General features: G+C 65.3%; 12 protein-coding genes. 8 read left to right on the top strand and 4 right to left on the bottom strand.

Annotated elements, in window-relative coordinates; translation table 11 throughout:
- Positions 1–6 precede the first annotated feature (6 nt).
- Positions 7–1,302 (bottom strand): ArgE/DapE family deacylase, encoded by a 1,296-nt coding sequence (locus ACWGRX_RS06490; protein ID WP_452116857.1) that lies wholly within the window; start codon positions 1,300–1,302, stop codon positions 7–9.
- Between the two features lie 185 nt (positions 1,303–1,487).
- Between ACWGRX_RS06490 and ACWGRX_RS06485 the strand changes: the two genes are divergently transcribed.
- Positions 1,488–2,264, top strand: coding sequence for an IclR family transcriptional regulator (locus ACWGRX_RS06485; RefSeq protein WP_452116856.1), 777 nt, complete (start codon positions 1,488–1,490; stop codon positions 2,262–2,264).
- Positions 2,265–2,643: 379 nt separating this feature from the next.
- On the opposite strand, the gene ACWGRX_RS06480 is transcribed toward ACWGRX_RS06485, so the two are convergent.
- Complete coding sequence (locus ACWGRX_RS06480; RefSeq protein WP_452116855.1) at positions 2,644–4,038, bottom strand: amidase; 1,395 nt, start codon at positions 4,036–4,038, stop codon at positions 2,644–2,646.
- Between the two features lie 54 nt (positions 4,039–4,092).
- Positions 4,093–5,316: an amino acid ABC transporter substrate-binding protein gene (locus ACWGRX_RS06475; RefSeq protein WP_452116854.1), complete on the bottom strand. Its 1,224-nt coding sequence runs from the start codon at positions 5,314–5,316 to the stop codon at positions 4,093–4,095.
- A gap of 114 nt (positions 5,317–5,430) precedes the next feature.
- On the opposite strand from ACWGRX_RS06475, the gene ACWGRX_RS06470 reads away from it, so the two are divergent.
- The 7 genes from ACWGRX_RS06470 (at position 5,431) to ACWGRX_RS06440 (ending at position 11,362) form a co-directional block, all read left to right on the top strand.
- A complete protein-coding gene (locus ACWGRX_RS06470; protein ID WP_452116853.1) occupies positions 5,431–6,306 on the top strand; it encodes a LysR family transcriptional regulator in 876 nt (291 codons plus the stop codon).
- A gap of 162 nt (positions 6,307–6,468) precedes the next feature.
- Positions 6,469–7,458 (top strand): branched-chain amino acid ABC transporter permease, encoded by a 990-nt coding sequence (locus ACWGRX_RS06465; RefSeq protein WP_291640433.1) that lies wholly within the window; start codon positions 6,469–6,471, stop codon positions 7,456–7,458.
- Positions 7,459–7,469: 11 nt separating this feature from the next.
- Positions 7,470–8,351: a branched-chain amino acid ABC transporter permease gene (locus ACWGRX_RS06460; RefSeq protein WP_291646487.1), complete on the top strand. Its 882-nt coding sequence runs from the start codon at positions 7,470–7,472 to the stop codon at positions 8,349–8,351.
- Positions 8,352–8,364: 13 nt separating this feature from the next.
- The gene (locus tag ACWGRX_RS06455) at positions 8,365–9,072 is read left to right on the top strand and encodes an ABC transporter ATP-binding protein (RefSeq protein ID WP_452116852.1); all 708 of its coding nucleotides are present in this window, start codon (positions 8,365–8,367) and stop codon (positions 9,070–9,072) included.
- A gap of 1 nt (position 9,073) precedes the next feature.
- Entirely contained in the window at positions 9,074–9,814 is a 741-nt protein-coding gene (locus tag ACWGRX_RS06450; RefSeq protein ID WP_452116851.1) for a branched-chain amino acid ABC transporter ATP-binding protein, read from the top strand.
- Between the two features lie 18 nt (positions 9,815–9,832).
- A complete protein-coding gene (locus tag ACWGRX_RS06445) occupies positions 9,833–10,747 on the top strand; it encodes an NAD(P)-dependent oxidoreductase (RefSeq protein WP_452116850.1) in 915 nt (304 codons plus the stop codon).
- 33 nt (positions 10,748–10,780) lie between these two features.
- Entirely contained in the window at positions 10,781–11,362 is a 582-nt protein-coding gene (locus ACWGRX_RS06440; RefSeq protein ID WP_291636778.1) for an amino acid synthesis family protein, read from the top strand.
- Positions 11,363–11,779: 417 nt separating this feature from the next.
- Here the strand turns inward: ACWGRX_RS06440 and ACWGRX_RS06435 are convergent, their stop codons facing one another.
- Complete coding sequence (locus ACWGRX_RS06435; RefSeq protein WP_452116849.1) at positions 11,780–12,682, bottom strand: LysR family transcriptional regulator; 903 nt, start codon at positions 12,680–12,682, stop codon at positions 11,780–11,782.
- Positions 12,683–12,696: the final 14 nt, after the last annotated feature.

Here is a 12,696-nt window from a genome sequence, read left to right as displayed (position 1 = left end):
ACGCTTCTAGGCCGGTTCGGCCAGCGGCTCGGTTCCGCACCACTCCGCGATGAACAGCGCCATGGCCTTGGTGATGCTTTTCACCGACGACAGGCTGACGCATTCGTCGAAGCCATGAATGTTTTTGGAAATCGGCCCGTAGCACAGTGACGGAATCTGATCGTACAGCGCGTAAACCCGCGTATCGAGATAGGCGGGCGTCATGAAGGTCTCGAGCGGGGCCGCGAAAACCGCTTCATGGGCCCGGCCGAGCACGGCCTCCGCATCCGAGCCCGGCTCCAGCACAGAGCCTTCGGTGTGGAAGCCGTTGAAGGTGATGCGCGGCGCGTTATTGGAGAAATACGCATCGCCTCGGGCGAAATTCTCGATCGTTTCGCGAATTTCTCTGGCGGCGTCGGCGGCGCGCACGCCAGGGTAAATCGCGATCCGGCAATCGAACACGCACCAGCAGGGCACCGAGGAGGCCCAGTCGCCGCCCTCGATCTTGCCGATGTTCAGGTTGATCGGGTGCGCCTCATTCTCGAAATGCGGATGCTGTGCCTTGCGCGTGTTCCACTCTGCTTCGAGTTGGCGCAACCGGCCGATCACCCGGTAGGCGGCGTCGATGGCATTGGCGCCCTGGCCCATCTCGCGCACATGCACCGGTACGCCGCGCACCTCGACCTGGAACCAGATCACGCCGGCATTGGCCCGGACCAGCTTGTTGTCCTCCGGCTCGGGGATCAGCACCGCATCGGCCTTGTAGCCGCGCAGATGCGTCATCAGGGCGCCGTTGCCGGTCGATTCCTCCTCGACGACCGACTGCACGTAAACCGTCGCCGCCGGCTGCAGGCCGAGACGACGCAGCGCATCGAGCGCGAAGACATTGGCGGCAGCGCCTGCCTTCATGTCGCCCGCGCCGCGGCCGAACATCCAGTCGCCCACGATTTCGCCGCCATACGGCTTGTGCTGCCACATCGCTTCGGGCCCAGGCGGCACCACGTCGAGATGCGACTGGAGGATCAGCGACCGTCCGGTTTCCTTGCGCGGATGATGGATCGCGACGACGATCGGCGCCTTCGAATGGTGTTCCGACCAGGGCGAGCCGCCGGGATGGGCTTCGATCGCCGTCCGGTCCATCGCGAAACGGTCCATGACGTAGCCGCGGCTGCTCAATTCGCGATAGGTGAAATCCTGCACGGCATGTTCTGCGCCACGCACCGAGGCAAACGAGACCAGCTTGCGAGTATAGGCGATCTGGTCGTCGAAACCCTTCTCGACCGACGCAATAATGGCGTTCTGCAGTTCGGGCGCCAGTGCCATCATCCCTCCTCGCCCTGGCAGGTTGCCCGCCTGAGCTTCCGGCGCGCTTCTTACGAGCGAGCTTCGGTTCGACGCTGCAATAGGAAAAGCACTTTGCGATGGTGTCAAGCTGTGTCACGAGGTATCATCAGGCGATACGTCGTCGTGAGCATTAGCAGGCTTGCCCGTTCGCGAAAGAGGCTGCGATGGAAGCAAGAGACGGACTGTCCAAAGTGCGTGCCGTCGAGCGGGCCATGGCGATTCTGCGCGCCTTCAGCCCTGCCGCGTCACGGCTGTCGCTTGCGGAGCTGACGCGACATACTGGCCTCGACAAGAGCACTACGCGACGGCTGCTGCAGACACTCGCCACGGCCGAGTTCATCGAGTTTGACGACAGCACCAAGACCTACGCCCTTGGGCCGGGCATTCTCCTGCTCGTTCCGGGCGTACGCTATGGCAGCGACCTGCGCGATATCGCGGCGCCGATTCTGGCCCGCCTCTCCGAACGGACCGGGGCGACCTCGTTCATCTGGACGTATTTTCGGGGCTTTGCCCTGTGCCTCGACCGTGTCAAAGGCCCCGATCTCCATATCGTCACGCCCTGGTCCGCCATCGGTACCCGCATCGCGATGAACTGCGCCGGCGGCCCACGCGTCCTGCTCGCCTTCCTGCCGCGCGAGGAGCGTGCGCATGTGTTGAGCGGGCCGCTACCGCGCCACACCGTGCATACCGTGACGGATCCGGCTGCGCTTGAGGCTGCCGCGGACGATATCAGGCAGCGCGGCTGGGAATTCGCCGTGGATGACTACACGCTCGGCCTGTCGGGCCTCGGCGCACCAGTCTTCGACCATGCAGGCGCACTCGCCGGCAGCATCAGCATCACCGCCTTGACCCCGCAATTCGCCATGCAGGATGGCAAGCCGCGCGATCTTCCGCTGGTACTGGAGGCCGCTGCCGAAATCAGCGCGCGGCTCGGGCGTTGATATTGCGTGGGTTGCCGTTTCGGGAAGGCTTGGAGCGGATCAAGGGACGATGCGGGCCGCCATAGCTGAGATGGCATGCGCGGACATTGGGCTCGGCTGCGCTGCCGAATCGCTCATTATGGTTGTCGGCTGGCTCGGCGGGCCCCGCATCCCCGGCGATCCTGAAGCGTCGGGGCTCGCGGCAGTGACGGCATGGAGTTGGCCCGCTTCCGTCGACTGTTACGGAAGCGGGCCAACTCCAATGCCATAGAGCATCGAAAAGAACGCGTACCAGACGATCGTCAGTTGCCGCGTGCAGACCCGGCCGATGCGGTCGGCGCGAGCCCCCGCGCCCCCGCCGCGGGGGAGGGGGGCGGTATCCGCTTCGCCCGTAAATGCTCTACGAATCGAGGGCTGAAAGATCCGGCGCGCAATTGTGCCATTCCGTCACCTGCTGGAAGACAGCGCCAAGGCGGGTAATGAACGCCTCCGAAGCGGGGGCCGAAAGCAGCTGGATCCCGACCGGCAGCCCGGAACCGGAAAAGCCGGCGGGAAGGGCAAGGCCCGTCGCATCGACGAAGTTTCCGGCGCGGGTGAAGACCGCGGGCGAGGAGAAGTCCTCGGCAACCTCCGATACAGGAATGGCAGGATCCGCCAGGCAGGGTGTCAGCAGTGCGTGATACTCCCTGCTCCAGCGCTGCCAGACCAGCTGCATCTCACGATGATAGCCCAGCGCGTCGAGATAGGCCGAGGCGGAGATCGTCTTGCCGCTGAGCACGCGGCTCCGGACGCCTGGCCCGAAGGGGAGCGCCTCATCCTCGATATGGTGGCGGTGATAGGCATAGGCCTCCGAGGCGATGATCACCCCGTTCGCCTGCATGAGGCGCATGAAATCGAAGGGGACGGTCGCCATCTCGATGGTGGCGCCCAGCTCGAGAAAGGTCGCGATCGCCGCTTCCGTTGCCGTTTGGACATCGTCGGCAACCGGCACGGGATAATGGCGCGGGTCCATGGTCGCGATGCGGATGCCTGCGAGCGGGCGTGCACGTTCAATCCCGGGCCAGCCGGCCTGATCTCTATGCCGGGGGGCGTCACCGACGGCCCGAGTCAGGAGAAGCGTATCTTCGGCGGTCCGGGCGAGAAACCCGATCGTGTCGAGCGTCGAGGACAACGGGACGGTGCCGGCCAGATCGATCCGGCCGCGCGAGGTCTTCAGGCCGGTCACGCCATTCGCCGCAGCCGGGATCCGCACGGACCCGCCGGTATCCGAGCCGAGCGCAGCAGGAACGAGGCCCGCGGCCACCGCGACGCCGGAGCCGCTCGACGAGCCACCTGGGATCCGCGGTTCGCTCAGATCCCACGGGTTGAGTGGCGTGCCGAGATGCGGATTAGTTCCCCAGCCGCCAAAGGCGAATTCGACCATCTGCGTCTTGCCGAGAACCACCATGCCGGCCTCGATCAGGCGCTGGACCACCGGGGCTGTCTCATCTGCGCGACGCTCGCTCCAGACACGCGAACCGGCTGTGGTGACACGTCCCTTGATGTCGCAGAGATCCTTGACCGCAATCGGCAGGCCATCCAGCGGGCCTAGCCCGTAGGCCGCGGCACGACGCCGGTCGGCTGCATCGGCCAGATCGAGCGCGGCGACTTCGTCGACCGAGGCGAAGGCGTTCAGCGCCCCATCGAACCGCCGGATGCGGTCGAGATAATATTCGGTCAGGGAGCGGCTTGAATAGGTTCCGGCTTCGAGGCCGGCGGCCAGCGTCGAAAGCGTGGCCGAGGTCAGGTCGGGCATGAATGACTCAAAAATTGGGGACCGGCTCCATCGCGGAGCCGGTCCCGTTCAGGATTAGCGCTTGTTCCAGGCCGGGATCGGGAAGACCGGCTTCACCGTGGCGACATCCTTCGGCCAGACGGTTTCGAGCCGCCCGTCGGTCTGCGCCTGGAGGACCGGGAAAGGCATCTTCAGCTGCTTGCCGGTCTCGTCGATCGCATAGGGGCCGGCGAGGACCGTCACCTTGTCGGAGAGATCGAGCGAGGCCTTCTTCAGGGCCGCCGCATCGGTGCTCCCAGCCTTCTTGATGATTTCCTCGGTCAGCACGCCCGCGCCATAGGCCAGGACGGTCTGATAGTCCGGCGCGAACTCGGCGTTCGGGAACTTAGCCTTGTAGGCGTCGGCAAATTGCTGGCGGTTGAGCCCGGCCGTGACCGGCCAGTTGATCGCCGGATGGTAGTTGGTGTGGCTGAAGATGTAGGCGCCGTCCTTGCCCACGGCAGCCGCGAATTGCGGTGTCGAGGCGTATTCCATGAACACGAACGGGAAATGGATGTTGAGCTGCTTCATCTGGCGCAGAATGCTGATCTGGTCGCCTTCATAGGCCGCCGGGAACAGCGCTTCGGCACCGCTGGCGCGGACCTTCTGCAGGATCGTGCTGAAGTCCTTCTGTCCCTTGGGGAATTTCTCGAGCAGGACGAGCTCCATGCCCGCCTCCTTGACGAGCTCACGCCCGCCTTCCGCCTCGCCAGCCGGATAGGGTTCGTCGGAGTGGATGATCGCGACCTTCTTGACGCCGAGATCCTTGGCCAGTTCCGTCGACGCCCGCAGGATGGCCGACACCGGCATCTGCGTGCCGGACACCATATATTTGAAGCCCTGGCGATAGAGATCATTGCTGGCGGCCGACCAGACCATCATGTATTTCCCGTGACGCTCGGTCACGGTTGCGGCCGCAGCGGTCAGCGTCGAGCCGAACGGCGCGAAGACGAGATCCACCTTCTCGTCGGAGATCAGGTTCTCGTAGACGCGCGTGACCATCTGCTTGTCGCTGCGGTCGTCCAGCTTGACGATCTCGACCGGGACCTTCTTCCCGCCGATCTCGATGCCGCCGCGCTTGTTGACGTCGTCCACCCAGATATCGATGCCGCGTGCGCCTGACTGCGAGGCGAGCGCGAAGCTGCCGGTCGACGAGACGGTCATGCCGACGCGGAGCTTTTCGGCGGCCTCGGCCGCGCCAGCCATGATGAGCGCGCCAAGTGCACCGACGCTCACCGTCCGAAACAGTGTTGACCTCATGAACATTCCTCCCTGCTATCGCGTGACGCCAGCGTCCGCCGGCGCGAGCCTTCATGGCTTGATCCGCAAGCTGATCCAATCCACCTATAACGTCAAGTAACAGGCGAGCGGACAATGAAGCTGAGCTTCAGGCAGACGGAAATCCTGTGGGCCATCGTCATGGCCGGGTCATCGAGCGGGGCTGCCCGGCTGCTGAATGTCAGTCAGCCCGCCGTCAGCAAGATGCTCTCGCAAATCGAGGCCCAACTCGGGGGCAGTCTGTTCGAGCGCGTGCGCGGCAAGCTGCAGCCGACCGAGCAGGTGCGGTTGCTTTTCGACGAGATCGCCAAGGCGCAGAAGATCATGCGTCGCGTCAACGATATCGCCGACAGCCTGACGAAAGAGGGTGGCGGGGCGCTGTCCCTGGCCTCGATTCCCAGCCTGGCCTACGCCATCGTTCCCGGCGCTATTGCGCGGTTCCGGCTGGAAAACCCCGATATCGTCGTGCGTTTGGAGACCGGCGCTGTGCCTGACCTCATCGAGAGTGTGCTGCAGGGCGAGGCGGAGCTCGGTCTCCTGGTCATGTTGACGGATCATCCGCTCCTGACCGTCCTGCCGCTGTTCGAGGGGCGCATGCTTGCGGCGCTTCCGCGAAGCCATGAGCTGGCTAGCAAGCCGTTGGTATCGCTCGCCGATCTCTCTCCTTATCCGCATGTTCTCGTCGGAAGCCGCATGCCGTTCGGCATGCTGACGAGCAGCGCCTTCGAGCAGGCTGGCTTGCCCTGCCGGGTCTGCGCCGACGTGCCGAATAGCCAGCAGGCCTGTGCTCTGGTCGATGCTGGCGTCGGGGTCGCGCTCGTCGACGAGTTCACGGCGCGGAACATGTCCTGGCCGAACGTCGTGACCCGGCCGCTCAAGGAAAAAATCTCGCTGCGGACCAGCATTGTCCACAGCCGGAACCGGACGCCGGGGCCGTTGGCGAAGCAGTTCATCGCCTTGCTCCGCCAGTGATTCGTCGGGCCTTTCGCGGGGCCGGCGGGTCCTCCTCGCCGGGCGTGAACGCAATTTTTGGCCGCGGCTCTGCGAAGAAAATGGACACAAGAAGTAACCTGTAGTTATGATGCCTCCGGATAAGGAGTCGGGCAGCTCGCGCCCGGCCATCAGGGAGGTGACATGCAGTCGGCGGATCACGCGGCGGCGGTCGAGGCCAGTCGCAGACAGGATGAGGGTGGCGAGCGGCTGCGCGCGCGCATGGCGGCGGCATTCTTCGCGGCGGTCATTGCGGCGCTTGCGCTCGTGCCGGTGCTGACCGGCAATACCTCCTTCGCCTTCTACCTCATGCTGTGGATCACGATGGCGAGCGCGCTCAACATCGTGGTCGGCTTCACCGGCTACCTGCCCTTTGGCTATGTCGTCTTCTACGGCGTTGGCGCCTATGCGGCCGGCATCTGCTACAAGGTTCTCGGCTGGCCGATCCCGCTGGCTCTCGTGGCATCCGGTGTCGCCGGCATCTGCCTGGCGCTTCTGCTCGCGCCGACGCTGAGGCTCAAGGGTGTCTATTTCGGCATCGTCAGCCTGGCGCTGGCCACGATCATGCGTCTGATCATCGCCAACCTGCCTTCCGACATCACCGGCGGCAGCATGGGGCTGATCCTGTCTTCCTCGAACAACCCCTTCGCCAGCTACTATGCCATGCTCCTCGTCATGGCGGCGACGCTGCTCAGCGTGCTCTGGTTGGCGCAGTCGGCGCTCGGCAAGGCGCTCAAGGCGATCCGTGACGACGATGGAGCGGCCGCCTGCATCGGCATCGACGTGCCGCGTACCCGCCTCGTGGCCTGGCTGCTTGCGGCGCTGTTCCCGGCGCTCGCCGGGGGCGTCGAGGCCTGGCACACCAATATCATCGATCCCGAATACGCCTTCCACGTGCTGATCACCGCGAAGAGCATCGTCTACGCGATGGCGGGCGGTTTCGGCACGATTATCGGCCCGGTGGTCGGCGCCGCAGTGCTGCTCGGGATCGACCATGTGATCTGGCAGAAATTCCCGCTGATCAACCTGCTCCTGCTCGGTCTCGTCATCATCGCGCTGATGCTCTTCCTGCCGCGCGGGATCGTCGGAACCGTGCTGAAGCGGCGGCCGCAGCTGCGGCGCTTCATCGCCTGAGGGGAAACATCGTGAGCGGACTTCTCCTACAAGGCATCATCAACGGCCTGATCATGGGCGTGATCTACGGTCTGATCGGTGCCGGCCTGAACATCGTGTTCGGCGTGCTGCGCGTCGTGAACTTTGCCCATGGCGAGTTCGTCATCCTGGGCGCCTATTTCGCCTGGTTCCTGTTGCAGGCGCTCGGCATCCAGCCCTTCCTGGCGATGCCTCTGACCTTCGCCGTGTTCTTCGGTGTCAGCTACCTGCTCTATTTCGTGCTGATCCCACCCTTGGCCAAGGCTGACGACCCCGAGATCTCGTCGCTTCTGCTGATGTTCGGTGTCTCGATTTCCATGGGCGCCCTGATGCTGCTCGTCTTCGACGCCGACGCCCGCTCGCTGTCCTTCGAAATGGAGCCGGTCTTCCTGACGTTCGGACCGGTCGTCGTTCCGACCGTAAGGCTGGTGGCGCTCGCCGCCGCGTTGATGATCGTCGCCGGGCTGGCCTACTTCCTGTACCGGACCCATACCGGCAAGGCTCTGCGAGCGATCATCATGAATCGCGACGCCGTGCGCATCGTCGGGATCAAGGTCGAACAGCTCTCGGCGATCGCCTTCGGCCTCGGCATCGGCCTCGCCGGCGTGACCGGTATCCTGACGGCGCTCGTCTTCCCGTCCTTCTCGCCTTTCGTCGGTGCGGACTACACGCTGATCGGCTTCGTCGTCATCGTGCTCGGCGGCCTTGGCCATCCGATCGGGGCGATGCTCGGCGCCATTCTCTTCGCCGTCACCGAGCAGGTCGCGTCGATCTATTTCAACCCGTCGATCGCGACGATCTGCGGCTTCGTGCTGATGGTCGCGACCATCTTCGTCCGCCCGACCGGCCTGCTCGGCCGGCAGGCGCTGCGCTGACCGGGGCATCGTCATGTTGAAGGTTGAAGGACTTCAGAAGCGGTTTGGCGGCGTCGCCGCGCTGCGCGGCGTCGGTTTCCATCTGCCGCGCCGCGCGATCCTGGGCGTGATCGGCATGAACGGCTCGGGCAAGACCACGATGCTGAACTGCATCAACGGCATCTACCAGCCCGATAGCGGCAGCATCCGGCTCGACGGCCAGGAGATCGGGGGCCTGCCGGTCCACACCATCGCCCGGCGAGGTATCGGGCGTACCTTCCAGGTGCCGCGCGTCTTCTCGCACCTGTCGCTGCTCGATAATCTCGATGTCGCGCAGGGCCAGATGGGCTTGAGTGCGGCGGAGCGCTACGAGGCATCCTCCTACTGGCTGAACAAGGTCCAGCTCTTCGGGCTGAGGCATAATTTCGCCGAGGAACTGTCGGGCGGACAGCAGAAATTGCTGGAGCTCGCCCGGATCATGGTCGCGAAGCCGAAGGTCATCCTGCTCGACGAGCCCTTCGCCGGCGTGAACCCCGGCCTCGCCCAGCTTCTGATCGCGATCATCGCCGAGCTGCCGCGCGAGCACGACTGCTCGGTGGTTCTGGTCTCCCACGACCTGACCTCGATCTACCAGCTTTCGGGCCATGTGATCGTACTCAACGAGGGGACCCTGCTCTGCGAGGGGGACGCCAACACGGTACGCAACGATCCTGCTGTGATCGAAGCCTATCTGGGAGCCTGACATGTCCAGCCCCACCATGGCCATCAAGGACGTCACCGTCGCCTATCACGGTGACATCACCATCCTGAACAAGGTCAGCATCGAAGCGCGGGCCGGGCAGGTCACCGGCATCATCGGCCCCAACGGCGCCGGCAAATCGACCGCGCTGAAGACCTTCTTCGGTCTGCTGCCCTTGCGCTCGGGCTCGGTCACCCTGCACGGGCGCGACATCAGCCGGCAGAAGCCGCATGACCGCGCCGGAGAAGGCGTCGCCTTCGTCCCGCAGCATCGCAGCCTGTTCGCCGATCTCTCGGTCGAGGACAATCTCGTGCTGGGCTGCTGGGTGTTCCGCCACGACAAGGCGCGCGTCCGGCGGCGTATCGATGCGATCTACGACCGTTTCCCGATCCTCAGGGACAAGCGCAACGACCCTGTTTCCAGCATGAGCGGCGGCCAGCAGCGTTTCGTCGAGTTTGGTCGCGCACTTCTGCTCGAGCCTTCCGTCATCTTACTCGACGAGCCGACGGCGATGCTGGCACCGAAGATCTCGCGTGAGTTCTACAACCTGATCCGTTCCTTTGCGGATGAGGGGATGACGGTCATCCTCGTCGACCAGAATGTGCGTCGCTGCGCCGAGATTTCCGACCACCTCTACATCCTCGAACTGGGGCGCAACAAGGCTGACGGAAGCCGCGAACAGTTCCAGGAAGGCTCCGCGCTGCGCGACATGGTCGCGGCCTGGATGGACTACAAGATCGACTGACCCGGGAGCGCGTGACAGGTGACCACCACGATCGGTTTTATCGGCCTCGGGATGATGGGACGCCCGATGGTCGAGAATCTGGCGAGCCGCGACGGGCTCGCCGTCATCGCCTTCGACCGCGCGCCCGCGGCGCTTGAGGCTCTGACAAGCCTGCCCTCATACGGCAACGCATTATCGACGAGCACCAGGCTGGAGGATCTCGCCGGCTGCGACGTCGTGATCACCATGTTGCCGAACAGCGCGATCACCTCGCGCGTGATCGAGGGCGCTGACGACGAACCCGGCCTGGTCCGGATCCTGCGGCGGGGCAGCACCATCATCGACATGGGCTCGTCCGACCCGACCGAGACCATCCGCCTGGCGCCGGTCCTGGCAGCGGCGGGCATCGGCTTCGTCGATGCCCCCGTCTCCGGCGCTGTCGCCAAGGCGCGTGCGGGAACGCTGGCGATCATGGCCGGCACCGACGAGGCGACTTTCGCGCGCATCGAGCCGATCCTGGCGCGGATGGGCGCGACATTGATCCGCACCGGCGCCATCGGCTCCGCCCATGCGATGAAAGCGCTCAACAACTATGTCTACGCCGCCGGGTTGCTCGCGGTTTCGGAAGCGCTGGCGATCGCCGAGCGCATGGAGCTCGATCCCGGCATCTTCGCGGATGTGCTGAACGCCTCGAGCGGCCGCAACGTCGCCAGCGAGACCAAGCTCAAGCAATTTATCATCCCGCGCGATTTCGCCGGTGGCTTCGCGCTCGCGCTGCAGGCCAAGGACATCGCGACCGCCGCCAAGCTGCAGGGCGTCACCGGCGTCGACGGGCGGCTGCTGCGACTGTGTGACAGCATCTGGAAAGAAGCGGTCGACGAGGCCGAGCCGGGCGCTGACAATACCAGCATCTACCGGCATGTCGCACGGCGAACCGCCGCGACCCGCTCCTGAAACGTACCGCACGACGCCAATCGGAGATAGACCATGTCGCTCATCGCCATTCGCAAGCGCAGCCTGATCGTCGAGACGATCTATCACGAGGGCGGGCCGGCCCCGGAGAAGCCGCTCAAGCTCGCCGCCGCGAGCGCGGTGATCGCCAACCCCTATGCCGGCCGCTATGAGCCGGATCTCATGCCCTTCATGGCCGAACTGCGCTCGCTCGGCACTTTGCTGGCGACCGAGCTCGTCGAGACGCTGGGCGGCAAGGAGAACATCGAGGTCTACAGCAAGGCCGCGATCGTCGGTATCGATGGCGAGATGGAGCATGGCGCGGTCTGGCACGAGGCCGGCGGCTGGGCGATGCGCACCGTCCTCGGCGAGCCCAAGGCGATGGTTCCGGCCGTCAAGGCCGTGGCCTCGGCCGGCTATCGCATGATGGTGCCGGTGCACTACATCCACGCTTCCTACGTGCGCAGCCACTTCAACAGCATCGAGATCGGCATCCAGGACGCGCCGAAGCCGCGCGAAATCCTGTTCTCTCTCGTCATGGGCACTGGTGGGCGCGTCCATTCGCGCCTTGGCGGCCTGCTCAAGGAGAAGGTCAGCGTCGGCGACGGCCAGCGCTGACACGCGCAGCGACCGGATTGCTCGGCAATCCGGTCGGGTCACGCGGCGGCTTCCGAAACCGCGTATTGGCCCGCCCTTGCCGCGGGGGCAGCGAGCTGGGCCTGCAGATCGATGCCAACCTCGCGACCGGCGCGAGCCGGTCACGGGGAGCTTGCGTGCCGCCGCGGCGCATGACTGCCGGCGCGACGCCAAATTCTCCGGCCCGTTCAAACGGCCTGCCCGTTGCCGCCTGGGCGCGGCCCGACCGCAACGCTGCTCTCGGCGGGCGCCGACCATTGCTTGGCCGGGGAAGGGGCCCCCGTGCCGGCAGCGCACATTGGCTCACCACCGAAGAACAGGCATTGGCCGCAGAAATGTATGGGGTCGCCTGAGGCACCAACGCCAATGCTCCAGGCGCCTATGCGCATGCAGGGCTCGCTATAGCCGTCCCGCCATGAAGTCGACAAAGGCTCTGATGCGCGCTGGCGTGGTGGCACCGCCGACGAACACGGCGTGGATCGCCTCCACATCGCCCGGATTGAAATCCTCCAGGATCGGGACCAGCCGCCCATCGGCGATCTCCTGCACGACGCTGAAAGCGCCCACGCGGGCGATGCCGACGCCGATCGCCGCGAGTTGGCCCAGTGTCTCGCCATTATTGGCTTCGATGCTGCCTTTCACTGTCAGGGCGAAGTCGCGGCCGGCACGAGAGAAGGGCCAGACCGGCTCGACGCGACGGAAGTTGAAGTTCAGGCAGTTGTGGTGGTGAAGGTCCTCCGGCACCTGCGGCGTGCCGAAGCGGGACAGATAATCGGGCGAGGCCACGATGACCCGCCGGGTCTCGCCCAGCTTGCGCGCCGTCAGCGCGCTGTCGGCGAGCGGTCCGAAGCGGATCGCGACATCGGCCTGGCCGGCGGCGATGTCCACCAGCGTGTCGGTCAGCGCGATGTCGACAAGGATATGCGGATAGAGCGCCGCAAACTCGCCGAGCAGCGGCACGACGCAGAGTCGCCCATGCGACAGTGCGGCGCTGACCCGCAGGCGGCCGCGCGGGGCGCCCTGATCGGCGATCTGCTGCTCGGCATCGTCGAGATCGGCGAGGATCCGCCGTGCCGCCTGCAGATAGGCCTGTCCCTCGGCGGTGATCGAGAGAGCTCGCGTCGAGCGCAGCAGGAGCCGCACGCCGAGCCGGACCTCGATGCGGTCGATTGTCCGACTCACCGCTGAAGGACTCAGGCCCAGTAGTCGCGCCGCCGCCGAAAAACTGCCCTGCTCGACCACGGCTACGAACATCGCCAACGAATGCGCCCGATCGGCGCTCGGTGGTGTCTTTGCGTCCATCGCAGATATCCTCG

The sequence above is a fragment of the Allobosea sp. NPDC055594 genome (genome assembly GCF_053618995.1).
This window is presented reverse-complemented; position numbering and strand designations above follow the sequence as displayed.